The following is a 14,822-nucleotide window of genomic DNA, read 5'->3' on the forward strand; positions in this document are numbered from 1 at the left end:
CGCAAACGAATTCGTGGCCGGCCGGCGCTACGGCGTCTTGAGGAACACGTCGTTGAGGGTGACCGTGCGCAGGTTTCGGTCGCGGATGATGTCGACGAGCTGACCGTAGACGTGGGTGACCGGCAGGTGGTTGAGGTGGCCGATGACGATGGCCTGCGGGGTGAAGTACTCGTCGGCCATCTTGACGATGTAGTCCTCGGTGATCAGCGTCGAATCCGACAGCGAACCCGACCACAGCGTCGGGACGGTGTAGCCGAGGTCGGCGGCCACGGCGTCGACGGCGGCGTTGCGCTTCGCGTAGGGGGGCCGCCAGTACGGTTTCGCGCCGACGCCGTAGGTCTTCTTCAGGAAGTCGTCGTTGCGGGTGAGCTGTTCGGCGATCTTGTCGTGCGACAAGGTGGTCAGATCCGGGTGCGACCAGGTGTGGTTGCCCAGCTGGATCTGCCCGGAGTCGACCAGCGGGCGCAGCATCTGAAGGTTCTCGGTCCACGAGTCGTACACGCCGTTGACGAAAAACGTCAGCCGGATGCCGGTGTCCTTGGCGAACTGCGTGTAGGCGCGCACCACGTCGCTGTTGACGCCGTCGTCGACGGTCAGCGCGAGCAGGTCGCCGTCGCCGGGAATCTTGGTCAGCGCGCCGCCGCCGGGCAGCGGGATGCGGGCGCTCGGCGGAGGCGGGGGCAACAGGGCGGCCGGCGCGGTGGGACCCGAGGTCGCCACGTCCAAGGGAGGCGTCTGGGCGAAGGTCCGGGGTTGCGGGTCGACCACCAGACGGGCGGCACCCACCCCGGCGACGGTGGCGGCGGCCAGCGCCCCCAGAAAGCGGCGGCGGTTGAGCTCCGGCACGGCGCGGCTGTGGCCGGCAACGGAGCGCTTCCGGTGCGATGGTCGTGCGCGCGACCCGGTGCCCCGGGTCCCCGCGTTACCAAACTCCGCCGCCACAGCAGCGAACCGTACCATTGCCGGTTTCCTGATGCCGGGTGCGTTACAGGAGGGTCAGCTGTGAATTCGGCGTCGAAACGGTAACGGTCGGCGCTGATCAATGCGGCGCGCCGCCGCCGCGCTGCGGCAGCCCGACGGGCTCGGCGTTCGGGGTGCCCAGCGTCGACGCCAGCCAGGGCAGCGACGCGGCGAACGCCTGGGCGGCGAACGGCCAGTCGTGCTTGCCCGGCTGGCTGACCACCGCGCAGCTGATCCCGTTGGCGGTGGCGACGGCGCACAGGGCGTGGGCGGCGGCATCCTGGCCCTCCGGGTTGGCCTCGGGGTCTGTGGTGGGGGCGCCCTGGGCGGGACCGGCTTCCTGGGCGACGGTGCGCGGCCCGGACGACGCGGGGACGTCGAACCATCCCGACAGCCCGGTGTAGGGACCGTGCCGGGCGATGACGGTGGCCGGGTCGAACCCGGACCAGGCGGCGGCGTCGCCGCCGAACAGCCGGGCGACGGTCTGGTCCTTCGACCCGATCGAAGGACTGCGGTCGCCGGCGATGTCGACGAACGCGCTGAACAGCTCCGGGTGCATGACGGCCAGGTCGACGGCGCAGGTACCGCCCATCGACCACCCGGCGACGCCCCAGTTGGCCCGGTCGGCGCTCACCCCGAAGTTCGAGACGACGAAGGGCACCACGTCCTTGGTCAGGTGATCGGCGGCGTTGCCGCGGGTGCCGTTGACGCACTCGGTGTCGTTGTCGAACGAGCCGGTGGGGTCGACGAACACCAGCACCGGGGAGAAGCCGTGATGGCGGGCGGCGAAGTCGTCGATCGCGGTGAACGCGCCACCCGGGCCCAGCCAGTCGGCGGGGGTGTTGAACGCCGAGCTGATCATCATCACCGCCGGCAGCCGGGGCGGCGGGTTGCTGTTGAACCACGCCGGCGGCAGATAGACCAGTTCCTGGCGGTGCGGGAAGTGCGAGGCGTCGGCGTCGATGTTGACGGGCACCACGACGCCCTTGGCCGGCTTGGTGTGCTCGAGCTGCATCGCGGTGACTCTCAAGCGGTCGATCTGATTGGGCAGCGGTTGCGATGTCAGTTGATTCCATGCGGCCGCGACCGTGGAGAAATAACCGACCCAGCCGTTGAGGGCCAATGCCGCGCACAGCGCGCAGAGCGGCACCGACACCACCGCCACCCCGCGGCGCCACCAGCGCGCACCGGGCCAACCCAGCACCAGCACCGCGAGCGCGAGCCCGCTCATCGCGATCCACAGCCACAGCGACAGCGGCGCCGGGTCCCCGGCCAAACCGATCGACGTGATGTACCAGTAGGCCAGCGCCGTGGCCAGCGCCGCGACGCCCAGGGCCACCGCGAGGGCCCAGCCCCGCCAGCGTCGCCGCCGCACTCCGATCGCGGCCACGGCCGCCACCAGCGCGAGCGCCTGCACCGCCACCGGCAACCAGCCGTGCAGCAGGGACAGCTGTTCGACGAAATGAGGCAACGGTGATGACCTTCGCTAAATCCGATCGGCGGGCCGGATCAACTATCCCACAGGATCGTCGCGGGTCGTGGTTGCGAACGACCGCAGGCGCAGGCTGTTGCCGACGACGAACGCGCTGGAAAGCGCCATCGCGGCGCCCGCCAGCATCGGGTTGAGCAGGCCGAGCGCGGCCAGTGGGATCGCGGCGACGTTGTAGCCGAAGGCCCAGAACAGGTTCGTCTTGATCGTGCGCAGCGTGCGCCGGGAGAGCCGGATCGCGTCGACCGCGGCGCGCAGATCGCCGCGCACCAGCGTCAGGTCGGCGGCTTCGATCGCGACGTCGGTGCCCGTGCCCATGGCGAGCCCCAGGTCCGCGGCGGCCAGGGCCGCGGCGTCGTTGACGCCGTCGCCGACCATCGCGACGACCTTGCCCTCGGATTGCATGCGTTCGACGGCGGCGACCTTGTCGGCGGGCAACACCCCGGCGACCACCCGTTCGATCCCGACCTCGTCGGCGATGCGCCTCGCGGCGGTCTCGTTGTCACCGGTCAGCAAGACCGGCGCCAGCCCCAGTGCCCGGAACTGCCGGATCGCCTCCGCGCTGGTGGGTTTGACGGCGTCGGCGACGACCAGGATCCCGCGCGCGCGACCGTCCCATCCCACGGCGACGGCGGTTTGGCCGTCCCCCTCGGCGCGGGCCTTGGCGGCAGACAGCGGCGGGTCGAGGCGCCCGCCCTCGTCGGCGAGCAGTTCTTCGCGCCCGACGACGACGGCGTGGCCGTCGACCTCGCCCCGCACGCCCCTGCCGCCCTCGTTGACGAAATCCCGGGCTCGGGGCAGGGCGCCGAGTTTGGACCGGGCGGCCTTGGCGATCGCCTGCGCGACGGGGTGCTCGGAGGCGTCCTCGAGGGCCCCGGCGTAGCGCAGCAGCGTGTCACGGTCGGTGCCCGGCGCGGCGATCGCGTCGACGAGGGTCATCTTGCCGGTGGTGACGGTGCCGGTCTTGTCGAGCACGATGGTGTCCACCCGGCGGGTCGACTCGAGCACCTCGGGCCCCTTGATGAGCACGCCGAGCTGGGCGGCCCGCCCGCCGCCGACCAGCAACGCCGTCGGCGTCGCCAGCCCGAGCGCGCACGGGCAGGCGATGATGAGCACCGCGACCGCGGCCGTCAGCGCCGCCGTGACGGGGAACCCCGCGGCCAGCCAGACCCCGAGCGTGACCACCGCGATGACGATGACGACCGGGACGAACACGCCGGAGATGCGGTCGGCCATCCGCTGCACCCGGGCCTTGCCGGACTGCGCGGCGTCGACGAGCCTGGCCATCTGCGCGAGCTGGGTGTCGTCGCCCACGCGGGTGGCCCGCACGACGAGGCGCCCGCCGGCGTTCACGGTGGCGCCGGTGACCGGGTCGCCCTCGCCGACCTCGACGGGGACGGGCTCGCCGGTGAGCATCGAGGCGTCCACGGCCGAGGATCCCGCGACGACGGTCCCGTCGGTGGCGATCTTCTCGCCCGGGCGCACCACGAACTCGTCGCCGACCCGTAGCCGGGCGACGGGGACGCGCTCCTCGGTGCCGTCCCGCAGCACCGCGACGTCCTTGGCGCCCAGCTCCATCAGGGCGCGCAGCGCCGCGCCCGCGCGCCGCTTGGAGCGCTTCTCGAAGTAGCGGCCGGCCAGGACGAACAGGGTGACGCCCGCGGCGACCTCGAAGTAGACGTTGGCTGTGCCGTCCCCGCGGTTGGCGGTGAGCTCGAAGCCGTGGCGCATGCCCGGCTGCCCGGCCGTCCCCACCAACAGCGCATACACCGACCACAGGAACGCCGACAGCGTCCCGACCGAGACGAGCGTGTCCATGGTCGCGGCGCCGTGTTTGAGGTTGGCCCACGCGGCCGCATGGAACGGGCGGCCCGCCCACCCGATCACCGGTGTGGCCAGCGCCAGCGACACCCATTGCCAGTAGCGGAACTCCCACGCGGGGACCATCGCCAGGGCGATGACCGGGGTGGCCAGCGCGGCCGCGGCGACCAGCCGGGCGCGCAGCGACTTCAGCTCGGCCTCGTCAGGGGCCTCCTCGCGCCGGGGCAGCGCCGCGGTATAGCCGGCGTTTTCGACGGCGGCGATGAGCGTCCGCGGGTCGTATCCGGCCGGGACGGTGACGGCGGCCTTCTCGGTCGCGTAGTTGATCCGCGCGTTGACGCCGTCGAGCTTGTTCAGCTTCTTCTCGATGCGCGCCGCGCAGGAGGCGCAGGTCATGCCCGCGATCTCCAGCTCGATGGTGTTCACCGCATCGGTACCCGCTGTCACGCGACCAGGACCGCCTCGTAACCGGCCTCGTCGACGGCCTCCAGGATCGCCTTCGCGTCGATCGGGGCCGAGCTCACGACGACCAGCCTGCCGGTGCGCGCGCTGACGTCCACGCCGTCCACTCCCGGGACGCGGCTCACCTCGGCCTGCACGGCCGCCTCACAATGGCCGCAGCTCATCCCGGTCACCCGGTACTCGCTCGACGCCATGACGCTCCTCTCCGCCAATACCCTCAGGGGGTATGCGCTCCCGATCAACGCTGCGGTCCCAGGGGGTATTCCCGCGTTCGGCGGTGCTCACCGCAACGAACGCAGGCAGCGCCATTCTGTCATTGCCGCAGGTTTGAACCGCCGCCGATGTACCCGACCTGGCCGGTGGCGCCGCCGGCGATGACGAATGTCGTGTCGGTCCGTCCGCGCATCACACGTAACCGACGCCGATGTCGACCGACACCTGGGTGGCGGTGACCAACCTGGATTGATCGGAGGCCAGCCAGGCGACGGCGTCGGCGATGTCCTCGGGCTGCGCGATGCCCTCGGGCAGCAACGGTTTGTGCAAGCCCCGAAGGTCTTGATGCCGCCGCGGACCCGATCAGGATGATCGACCCGCCGCGGCCGCCGTCGACGATGTGGTGCGCGCCGGCCATCACGGTGTTCCAGGTGCCGATCACGTTGGTGTCGATGGTGTCCCGGAACGCCTGGGGGCGCCGGACTGCAGACCCCGGCGTTGGCGACGATGACGTCGAGACGGCCCAGCTCGCCCACCGCGCGGTCGACGGCGGATTGAGCGCGTCGAAGTCGCGGATGTCGACCGCCGCGGTGACGACCTTCCGGCCGTTGGCGCGCACCAGCTTTGCCGTCTCCGCCAGGTCGTCCGGCGTGGGCGAGTCGTAGGGAACGCTGGGGGGCAACGGCCCGGCGATGTCGACCGCGATGATGTCGGCGCCCTCGGCGGACAGGCGCACCGCGTGGGCCCGGCCCTGTCCCCGCGCGGCGCCCGTGATCAACGCGACCTTTCCCGAGAGTGACGGGCTCATCTGCGGTTTGGGTTCCCTTCCGTGTTAATCGCGGTCTAGTCGCGCGCGATCTTGTCGAGCGGGTTGGAGCGTTCGAGCATGCCGTAGGACACCTCGCCATCCCAGTTGTAGCGCACGCCGGCCTGTTGCACCGCGGGGAAGCTGGACGTCTCCTGCTTGAGCGCGTGCATGGAGTACATGTCGTCGTCGTGGTGAACGTCGTGCGTGGAAAGGACGGTCTCGCCGGCGATCTCGATGACGCCGCCGCCTGCCGTCTCCAGCACCAGCGAGACGTCCTCGCCCGGGGGTCGCAGCCGGGTGAGCCACGGCGCGCGCACCGCGCGGGCGGCGACAAGCCCGCCGTCGCCGGTGAAGACGTATCCCTCGTTGAACGTCGGCAGGCCGTCGGGACGCGGCGGGTAGGCGATATAGCCGAACGCCCGTCCGCTCGCGAACACGGCCGACTGCCAGCAGTGCCCCCAGAACCCGGCGAGCTTGCGCGCTCCGGTGCGTCGGATCCGCAACCCGCTCCCGGTGAAGCCGCGTACCTCGTCGCCCGCCCGGAATTCCCCTGTGGCGGTGAACAACTGCTCGTAGCGCGGGCCGCCCATGATGGCACCGACGGAGGTGGTCTTCAGCTGTGTGTCCGCGTCGGGCCGCAACGCGCCCTGCACCCATGGCGGCACGGCCATCGTCGCCTCGACGTTAAACCCGATGTGCACCGTCGGGCCGTCCTTGTTGCCGTCGATCAAGCCGGCCGAGGAGGTCTGCACCGCGGGGCCCTGGTAGGACATCGTCCAGGCGGCGAAGGGCTCGACGCAGCGGAACTGAAGGCCGCCGGCGCCCAGCACGGTGGGCCGCCCGTCGGGTCCCTGGGCCGGCAGGGAGGGACCGTTGGTGCGCAGCCGGTACACGCGGCCGTCGGGAAAGGCGACGTTGACCTGAATGTCGTGCGCGTCCCAGTTGGCGCCCACCGCTTCGATCCCGATGCGCGGCAGGCCGATCTCGCCGCGGTCGTCGATCACCCAGAAGCTCACGGAGTCACGCATTTCCGGATCCTCGGGGCGCTCGGCCAGCACGTATTCGCGCGACGGGTCGATACCGCCGGTCAGGTCAACGGCCATCCTTGTCAGTGCCTCCTACGTTCGGGCGGTCCACCGGGATGCGCTGTCGACATACCGCGCAAACCGGGGCCGCACCTGGTCGAAATCGATGCCGAACTCGACCGGGTCGGCATGCGAGCTCGCCTCGCGCTCGGTGGCCGCCTGCGACCACCAGCTTTGCATCCGCGCCCGGAACTCCGCGCCGACCGGGGCCCCCAGCCACGCATACAAACCCGTCACCTCGCCGATCGGGTCCGCCTGCATGGCCCGAAAATCGATGTCGTAGAACCGGTCTTCGGCGCCGCCGGCGCGGAACCGCAGCGCTCGCTCCATGCCCACAGACCAGTGCTCGACGTTGAGGCGACCGATGTAGGGGCGGTCGAGCTCGGCGCTGAACGAACCGATGATGTCGGCGTAGAGGTCGGCCACCGACAGGATGACATCGGTGGGATCGCGGTGGGTCATCACGAACCGCGCGTCGGGAAAGGCGGCGTCCAGGGCGTCGAGCCACAGCACGTGTGACGGGCATTTCAGCCGCCACGGTCGTTGCGGCTCGCCCCACTGCAGCAGTTTCATCACCCGGCGCTGATACCGGTATGTCGAAGTCAGGTCCGCGGAGTCCACCAACCACCTTGAGAGTAGGACGGTGTTTCGGCGAACGACTGGAACAGGTGCGACTTGAAATCCAGCGCCATCAGCTCATGGCATTCCATCGGGCCGTGCGTATCGGCGGGCACGTGGTAGCGGCTGCCCACCATTTCGCCCTTGTCCGGGGGGATGCGCGGGTCGACACCCCGCACGGTCGAGGGCGGCGGACAGGGCTGCGAGGACTCCCACCGGCGCAGGTAGCGCACGTCGGGGTCCTGGGCCAGCAGCATCGACAGCGCGGTGGATCCGGTTCGGGGCAAACCCAATCCGATCAGCGGGGCCGTGATGGCCACCGCGTCGATCTCGGGGTGCCGCCGATACCAGTCCTCGACCTGCAGGCGTTGGGCCAGATAGCCGACGATGCGTTGATGCAGGAATGCGCGGCCGCGGTCGTGCAACCGCGCCTCGTTCCGCAGCGAGGACAGCAGGATGTCGAGGCCTTCGGTAAACGTGTCCTCGCCGAAGTCGGCCAGCCCGGTTTGCGCCTGCGCCTCGTCCAGCACCTCGCCGGTGGTCAGCACGCCGTCAGCCCATCCACTGGCCGCCGGCGACGTCGATGGTCTGCCCAGTGCACCCAGTCCTGCTCGTCTTGCAGTGTCACCGTCGAACTCCCTTGGCTGTCAGACCGCGACGGCATCGCAACGCCGACGATATGGCCGGATCGGGGCGGCCAGGTAATACCAATTCGGGAAATCAGTCATGCCGATTTTGTATGGCTGGTAGATGTGGAGGCGATGGACACCCACCGGCTGAAGTACTTCCTGCGCATCGCGGAGGAGGGCTCGATCACCCGGGCGGCCACCGCGCTGGGCATCGCCCAGCCCGCGCTGAGCCGTCAGGTCCGCCTGCTCGAGGAGGACCTCGGCATCACGTTGTTCCACCGGACCCGCCGCGGCGTGCAACTCACCGAGGAGGGCGAACGCCTGCGCTCCTCGACGGCCGGGCCGCTGCGCCAGCTGGAGCTCGCGGTCCAGTACGCCGGGTCGCCGTTGGCGCGAATCGAGCGCGGATTGTTGTTGGGCATGCCGCCGACGACCGCCGGGGTGCTGGCGGCGCCGCTGTTGGCCAGCCTCGGCGCGGCCTTCCCCAACGTGCACTTCCACGTCGCCGTCGCCGACACCGACGACCTCGTGCAACGCATGCTCGGCGGCGCGGTCGATCTCGCGGTGATCCATCCGGTGCCGGACGACCGGCTGTTCTACCGCCACCTGCTGGTCGAGGATCTCGTCCTCGTCGGCGGCCCCGCCTCGGATCTCTCGCCCGACCGGCCGGTCCGCTTCACCGACCTGGCCGGGTTGCCGCTCGTCATGCCCAGCGCACAGATCGGGATACGGACCACGCTGGAGAACACCGCCCTGCGCCTGAAAGTCGCTATCACGACCCGGTTTTCGACCAATTCCCTCGAAGTGTCGAAGCGCCTGGTGGCGGCGGGGCTCGGGTACGCGGTGCTGCCGCCGGCCGCGTGCGTCGCCGACGCCGAGGCGGGACGGCTGCGCCACGCGCCGATCTGCGAACCGAGGCTGACCCAGCAGCTCGGGGTGGCCGCGACATCCCAGCTGGACCTGCCGCGCGAATTCGCCGCGAAGATCGGCGTCCTGATCCGCGAAGAGGTCGCCAGGCTCACCAGATCCGGGTTGTGGCCCGCACGGTTCGAGCCGTCGCCGTCATGGGACCCGAACTTCGCGGAGCCGTCGCAGTGAGTCAGGCGTAGCCTCGACTCACCGGACAGCGGAAGGAGACCGTCATGACCGTCAACGTCGTCGACGCGGGACCCCGCCAGGTGAGCCGGTCGGTCGAAGTCGAGGCCCCCGCCGCGGAGCTGTACGCGATGGCCGCCGATCCGCGGCGCCACCACGAGCTGGACGGCTCGGGCACCGTGCGCGACAACATCAAGGTTCCGGCGGAACTCGTTGTGGGCTCGAAGTTCTCGACGCACATGAAGATGTACGGCCTGCCGTACCGCATCACCAGCACCGTGACCGCGCTCGAGCCGAATCAGCTGGTCGAATGGCGCCACCCGTTGGGTCATCGGTGGCGGTGGGAATTCGCGTCGCTCTCGCCGACGCGGACGCGGGTCACCGAGACGTTCGACTACAGCCAGGCCGGCGCGATCAAGAACGGCCTGAAGTACTACGAGCGAACGGGCTTCCGCAAGGGCAACGCGGCGGGCATCGAGGCGACGCTGGCCAAGCTGCACGATCGCTACGCCGGGTAGTTTTGCGATCTTTGCACCGTGGTTTCGCCTTCGGCGACGTAATCGCCGCCGGTCAGGCATTTGACTGTGAGCCCATGGTTTTGGGAGTGAACGTAGGGCGGGATTTCGGCCCGGGCGCCGCCCACGCTTCACAATCGAAGCCCACGATTCACAATCGATAGCAAGGCCCAGCTCCACCGGCCCACTGCCATCGCCGCGGTCAGGTATTTGACTGTGAGCCCATGGCTTTGGGAGTGAACGTAGGGCGGGATTTCGGCTCGGATCCCGCCCACGCTTCACAATCGAAGCCCACGATTCACAATCGATGGCGGGGTTGTCGCCTAAGCGGAGACGCATGTGACAGCTGAGGCGGCCGGGCCGGAAATCGTTGCTAGGCGTCTCATTTCGTTGCGGCCTCGGCGCCGCCGTGCCAGTTCCTGCTCAAGGACCTCGGCGACGCGCTGGCGGCGCGAAAAGCGTTCCCCTGATCAATTCCTTGGCCGAACCCAGCGCGGCCGCATAGGCCTCGGGTGCCAGGGTGGCCGCCCGCTCGGTCAGGCCGCGGGCCAGCGCGTAGATCGCGTTGACCGCAGCGTCGGGCTCGGTGCCGGGCGGCAGCGCGTCCCGGGCGCCCTGGACGAGCTCATCGATGATGTCGCGCAACGCTTTCGGCCCGGCGTGGCGCACCCGGCCGCCGCGCGGGTGGGCCGATCCCTCGGCGCGCATTGCCCGGTCGAACGCGGCCAGGTGGGGATATTCGCGCAGCAGCCGGCCCAACTCGTCGAACACCGCCTCGACGCGCGCGACGACGTCGTCGCCGCGCGCCGCCGCGGCCCGCAGCCTCGGGGCCGCGATCTCGTCGACCTCGCCGACGGTCGCGGTGAGCAACTCGGACTTGTTGGGAAAATAGTGATACAGGCTGCCGCTGGTCATGTCGGCGGCCTTGGCGATCTCGCGAATCGTCGCCTGGGAGTAGCCCACTTCGGCGACGCAGCGCATCGCCGCGCCGAGGATCCGTGCCCGGGTCCGCTCACCGTCGGCGCCCGCGGGGCGACCCACACTCACCGCGCACCTCCGCGCCAGAGCTTTAATCGATCGCCCGATTATATTCACACGGGTGAGGACATCCACGCGGGCGCAGCTCGGCCGCCCCGTCGGCGCCAGCGGCGAGGAGACCCGTCGCCGAATCATCGCCGCCACCATGCGCTGTGTGGCCCGGGTGGGCTACTCGCGGGCGACCATCCGCGAGATCGCCCGCACGGCACAGGTGACCAGCGCCAGCCTGTACAACTACTTCCCCAACAAGTCGGAGTTGATCAAGGCGGCCGTCGCCGCCAGGACCGATGTCGCGTTGCCGCGGCTGCGTCAAGCCGCCGCGGGTCCTGGCGACGTCGTCGACCGCATCGAAGCGGTCCTCGACGAATCCGGCCGCCTGATGCGCGAGTACCCCGACCTCGCGGCGTTCGAGTGGGCGATCCGCGCCGAGAGCGGTGACAGGGGGTTCACCGCATTCCGCGACATCATCGAGGGCATCATCGGCAGCGCCGACCGGGGCGCCGTAGAAGCCGTTTACTCGCTGATCTACGGCCTGACCGAACTCGGCGCGTCGCTGCCGCCGCACGAACACCACGCGGCCCTGGCCGCGGCCAAGCAGCTGATACGGGGGACGCTGTTGGGTTCTGGCGCCGAAACTGCGTCCAGAGCGAGCAAAACGCCCACATCCACGCGCTGAGCGCAGTCTCGGCGCGAAAGTAGGCCATATGATCAAATGATTGATTATATAGTCGAGGCCGTGACCGAGACCGTGGGCGCGGCGTTCGACGTCGACGCGCTGCGACGGAAGTACGCCGAGGAGCGGGCGCGACGGCTGCGCCCCGACGGCATCGCGCAGTACGTGGAGACCGCCGGTGCCTTCGCCCGATTCGCCGACGACCCCTGGGCCGACGGAACGTTCACCCGCAAGTCCCTCACCGACGAGATCGACGTCGCGGTCATCGGCGCCGGTTTCGGCGGGCTGCTGACGGGGGCGCGGTTGCGCGAGCTCGGCGTCGAAAGCGTGCGGCTCATCGACCGGGCCGCCGACGTGGGCGGCACCTGGTACTGGAACCGCTATCCCGGGATCGCCTGTGACGTCGAGTCCTACGTGTACATGCCGCTGCTGGAGGAGCTCGGCTACATTCCCGCCGACAAGTACGCCAAGGGAGCGGAGATCTTCGCGCACTGCCGGCGCATCGCCGAGCATTACGACCTCTACCGCGACGCGTGCCTGCGCACCGACGTGCACGAGATACGCTGGGACGCAGCGACTTCCCGCTGGATCATCCGGACCAACCACGGCGACGAGATGCGGGCCCGGTTCGTCTCGATGGCCAACGGCTATCAGGCCAAGCCCAAGCTGCCGGGCATCGACGGCCTCGGCCGCTTTCGCGGGCACAGCTTTCACACCAGCCGCTGGGACTACGGCTACACCGGCGAGCAGCTGGAGAACCTGGCGACAAGGCGCGTCGGCATCATCGGCACCGGGGCCACCGCAATCCAGTGCGTGCCGCACCTCGGCGCTGCCGCACAACACCTCTACGTCTTCCAGCGCACGCCGTCGTCGGTCGACGTGCGCGCCAACCGGCCCACGGATTACCAGTGGGCCAACGCATTACCGCCCGGCTGGCAGCACCAGCGCATCCGCAACTTCCAGGTCCTGACCGCCGGCGGGCAGGCCGACGAAGACCTGGTCGCCGACGCCTGGACGAGCATCACGCGCAAGCTCCCGGTCATGCGCCATGACGGCGCCGGCGCACCGAACATCGAACTCGCCGACTTCGCCAAGATGGAGGAGATCCGGGCACGAGTCGACGAGATCGTGGCCGATCCCGCCACCGCCGAGGCGCTCAAGCCGTGGTACGGCTACTTCTGCAAGCGGCCCTGTTTCCACGACGACTATCTGCAGACGTTCAACCGCGACAACGTCACCCTGGTCGACACGCGAGGCCGCGGCGTGGAACGCATCGACGAAGCCGGCGTCGTCGTCGACGGAGTCACTTACGAACTCGACTGCCTGATCTTCGCGACGGGTTTCGAGGTGGGCACCGACTACTGCCGGCGCACCGGGTTCGAGCTGATCGGCCGCGGCGGCGACACGCTGACCGACCGCTGGCGCGACGGCGTGCGCACCTTCCAGGGCTTGTGCGCCAACGGTTTCCCGAACTGCTTCATCGAAAGCATCGCACAGGCGGGCCTCACGGTGAACTTCCCCTACCTGCTGGACGTGCAGGCGACCCACGCCGCGTGGATCATCGCCTGGGCGCTGGAGCGCGGCGTGACCGAAATCGAGGCGTCACCCGCCGCCGAGGCCGCTTGGGTGGACATGGTCGTGGCCCGCTCCGCCGCGACCGCCGAGCGGGCCAGGACGTGCACCCCGGGCTACTACAACCGGGAGGGAAAGGCCGACGCCAAGACCCGGCAGGGCAGCTTCTTCATCGGTGCGCCAACCGAATACGCCGACATTCTCGAGGCGTGGCGGGCGGACGGGGACCTGGACGGCTTCCAGATCCGCGGGACCGGTCTATGAGGTACGTGATCGGCCGGATACGGGCGGCGACACGGCGCCGGCGCCCACCGAAGGTGGCGATCATCGGCGCCGGCTTCGGCGGCCTCGGCGCGGCCGTGGCGCTGCGCCGCGCCGGCATCGACGACCTGGTCATCATCGACGCCGCCGACGGGGTCGGCGGCACCTGGCGGCGCAACACCTACCCCGGCGCGGCGTGCGACATTCAGAGCCACCTGTACTCGTTTTCCTTCGCGCCCAACAAGTCCTGGTCCCGCACCTACGCCCGGCAGCCCGAGATCCTGGCGTACCTCGAGTCCGTGGCCGACGACTTCGACCTGCGCCGCCACCTCATGCTCGGCACGAAGGTGTGTGTCGTGCGCTGGAACTCCCATACATCAAGCTGGGATTGCGAAGTGGACCGCGCCGGCCAAGCGGAGACGTTGCGCGTCGACGTCGTTGTCAGCGCCGTCGGGCTGTTCGGATCGCCGAAGCTGCCCGACATCGAGGGCCTGAGCGGATTCGGCGGCGCGCTCATGCACACCGCGCGATGGGACCACGGCGTCGAGCTGGCCGGCAAGAAGGTGGCGGTGATCGGCACCGGCGCCAGCGGGGTGCAGGTCGTTCCCGAGCTCGCCAAGACCGCGCGGCGCGTGACGGTGTTTCAGCGGACCCCGCCGTGGATGGTGCCCAAGGACGACCGGCCTTACAGCGCAAGCGAATTGGCGCGATTCCGGCGCGATCCCCTGGCGGTGCGCCGCACGCGTTGGCGGATCTGGAAGTTCCAGCACGACAACACGGCGACCTTCGCCGACGATCCGGTGGTCGCCGCCCGCACCCAGGTCGCGTCGTCGTTCCTGGAGCGCACCGTGGCCGACGCGGCGCTGCGGCGCGCGCTGACGCCGGACTATCCGTTCCGCTGCAAGCGGGTGCTGCTGGGCGACGAGTACTACCGGGCGCTGCAGGCGGACAACGTCGAGCTGGTCACCGAGCCGATCGCGCGGATCGCCGAGCAATCGGTGATCACCGCGGGCGGCCGGTCCGTCGACGCCGAGGTGATCGTGCTGGCCACCGGATTCGAGACGTCCCGATACCTGTCTGGCATCGAGGTCATCGGGACCCACGGGCGGCGGCTGCACGAGCGCTGGGGCGCCGACCCCAGCGCCTACCTGGGCGTCGCGGTCGGCGGCTTCCCGAACTTCTTCATGCTGTACGGCCCCAACACCAACCAGGGCGGCAACTCGATCGTCTACATCCTCGAGGCCGGGGCGCGGCTGGTGGCCAGCGCGGTGAGCCGGGTGGCGCGCCGGGGCGGGTACGTCGACGTGCGCGCCGAAGCCGAAAGGCGTTACAACGAGCGGCTTTCCGCGGACCTGGAGCGCACGGTCTGGACGTTGTGCGACAGCTATTTCCGCTCGCCCACCGGCCGGATCGTGACGCAGTGGCCCTACACCGAGCTGGAATACGCGCGCCGCACCTGGCGGCTGCGGCCCCGGGAGTGGGTGCATGTCGTCACGCCGGCCACTCGGGTGCCGTGGGGCGCGGGCATGTCGCGATGAAAAACGTGATGTCGCATGTGACATCGACTTGGAGAAGATGTTGTG

11 protein-coding genes and 2 pseudogenes are annotated in these 14,822 nt (G+C 69.9%); 5 read left to right on the forward strand and 8 right to left on the reverse strand.

Annotated features, from left to right (window positions below; all coding sequences use genetic code 11):
* Positions 1-27: 27 nt before the first annotated feature.
* The 7 genes and pseudogenes from AC5Y4Z_RS15630 to AC5Y4Z_RS15660 all read right to left on the reverse strand — a co-directional run bounded on the left by AC5Y4Z_RS15630 (position 28) and on the right by AC5Y4Z_RS15660 (position 8,004).
* Positions 28-846: a polysaccharide deacetylase family protein gene (locus AC5Y4Z_RS15630; protein WP_499965363.1), complete on the reverse strand. Its 819-nt coding sequence runs from the start codon at positions 844-846 to the stop codon at positions 28-30.
* A gap of 193 nt (positions 847-1,039) precedes the next feature.
* Positions 1,040-2,431, reverse strand: a complete 1,392-nt coding sequence (locus tag AC5Y4Z_RS15635) for an alpha/beta hydrolase (protein ID WP_499965364.1) — start codon at positions 2,429-2,431, stop codon at positions 1,040-1,042.
* A 42-nt stretch (positions 2,432-2,473) separates the two neighbouring features.
* Positions 2,474-4,717, reverse strand: a complete 2,244-nt coding sequence (locus AC5Y4Z_RS15640; RefSeq protein ID WP_499965365.1) for a heavy metal translocating P-type ATPase — start codon at positions 4,715-4,717, stop codon at positions 2,474-2,476.
* The gene (locus AC5Y4Z_RS15645; protein WP_499965366.1) at positions 4,714-4,926 is read right to left on the reverse strand and encodes a heavy-metal-associated domain-containing protein; all 213 of its coding nucleotides are present in this window, start codon (positions 4,924-4,926) and stop codon (positions 4,714-4,716) included. Before AC5Y4Z_RS15645 ends, AC5Y4Z_RS15640 begins: the two co-directional genes overlap by 4 nt.
* A gap of 211 nt (positions 4,927-5,137) precedes the next feature.
* A pseudogene (locus AC5Y4Z_RS15650) lies at positions 5,138-5,753 on the reverse strand (SDR family NAD(P)-dependent oxidoreductase).
* A gap of 35 nt (positions 5,754-5,788) precedes the next feature.
* On the reverse strand, positions 5,789-6,856 hold the full coding sequence (locus AC5Y4Z_RS15655) for a DUF7064 domain-containing protein (RefSeq protein WP_499965367.1): 1,068 nt from the start codon (positions 6,854-6,856) through the stop codon (positions 5,789-5,791).
* Positions 6,857-6,871: 15 nt separating this feature from the next.
* Positions 6,872-8,004, reverse strand: a pseudogene (locus AC5Y4Z_RS15660) (sulfotransferase family protein).
* Positions 8,005-8,217: 213 nt separating this feature from the next.
* Between AC5Y4Z_RS15660 and AC5Y4Z_RS15665 the strand changes: the two are divergent.
* Together AC5Y4Z_RS15665 and AC5Y4Z_RS15670 are read left to right on the forward strand one after the other, a co-directional pair.
* Positions 8,218-9,183: a LysR family transcriptional regulator gene (locus AC5Y4Z_RS15665; RefSeq protein WP_499965368.1), complete on the forward strand. Its 966-nt coding sequence runs from the start codon at positions 8,218-8,220 to the stop codon at positions 9,181-9,183.
* Positions 9,184-9,227: 44 nt separating this feature from the next.
* Positions 9,228-9,698: an SRPBCC family protein gene (locus AC5Y4Z_RS15670; RefSeq protein ID WP_499965369.1), complete on the forward strand. Its 471-nt coding sequence runs from the start codon at positions 9,228-9,230 to the stop codon at positions 9,696-9,698.
* 420 nt (positions 9,699-10,118) lie between these two features.
* Here the strand turns inward: AC5Y4Z_RS15670 and AC5Y4Z_RS15675 are convergent, their stop codons facing one another.
* Positions 10,119-10,742: a TetR/AcrR family transcriptional regulator gene (locus tag AC5Y4Z_RS15675; protein WP_499965370.1), complete on the reverse strand. Its 624-nt coding sequence runs from the start codon at positions 10,740-10,742 to the stop codon at positions 10,119-10,121.
* Positions 10,743-10,794: 52 nt separating this feature from the next.
* On the opposite strand from AC5Y4Z_RS15675, the gene AC5Y4Z_RS15680 reads away from it, so the two are divergent.
* Genes AC5Y4Z_RS15680 through AC5Y4Z_RS15690 form a run of 3 tightly spaced genes read left to right on the forward strand, consistent with a single transcriptional unit; the run spans position 10,795 to position 14,777 of the window.
* Positions 10,795-11,409, forward strand: a complete 615-nt coding sequence (locus AC5Y4Z_RS15680; RefSeq protein WP_499965371.1) for a TetR/AcrR family transcriptional regulator — start codon at positions 10,795-10,797, stop codon at positions 11,407-11,409.
* Positions 11,410-11,469: 60 nt separating this feature from the next.
* Positions 11,470-13,242, forward strand: coding sequence for a flavin-containing monooxygenase (locus tag AC5Y4Z_RS15685; protein WP_499965372.1), 1,773 nt, complete (start codon positions 11,470-11,472; stop codon positions 13,240-13,242).
* Positions 13,239-14,777 carry a flavin-containing monooxygenase gene (locus tag AC5Y4Z_RS15690; RefSeq protein WP_499965373.1) on the forward strand — a complete coding sequence of 513 codons (1,539 nt, stop codon included), beginning with the start codon at positions 13,239-13,241 and terminating at the stop codon, positions 14,775-14,777. The genes AC5Y4Z_RS15685 and AC5Y4Z_RS15690 overlap by 4 nt, the downstream gene beginning before the upstream one ends.
* Positions 14,778-14,822 lie beyond the last annotated feature (45 nt).

The organism is Mycobacterium sp. NGS63 (assembly GCF_059812295.1).

Bases quoted from the DNA above. Each gene is read 5' to 3' on its own strand.
- AC5Y4Z_RS15655 (WP_499965367.1), bottom strand. From the start codon at position 6,856: ATGGCCGTTGACCTGACCGGCGGTATCGACCCGTCGCGCGAATACGTG.
- AC5Y4Z_RS15645 (WP_499965366.1), bottom strand. From the start codon at position 4,926: ATGGCGTCGAGCGAGTACCGGGTGACCGGGATGAGCTGCGGCCATTGT.
- AC5Y4Z_RS15665 (WP_499965368.1), top strand. From the start codon at position 8,218: ATGGACACCCACCGGCTGAAGTACTTCCTGCGCATCGCGGAGGAGGGC.
- AC5Y4Z_RS15690 (WP_499965373.1), top strand. From the start codon at position 13,239: ATGAGGTACGTGATCGGCCGGATACGGGCGGCGACACGGCGCCGGCGC.
- AC5Y4Z_RS15670 (WP_499965369.1), top strand. From the start codon at position 9,228: ATGACCGTCAACGTCGTCGACGCGGGACCCCGCCAGGTGAGCCGGTCG.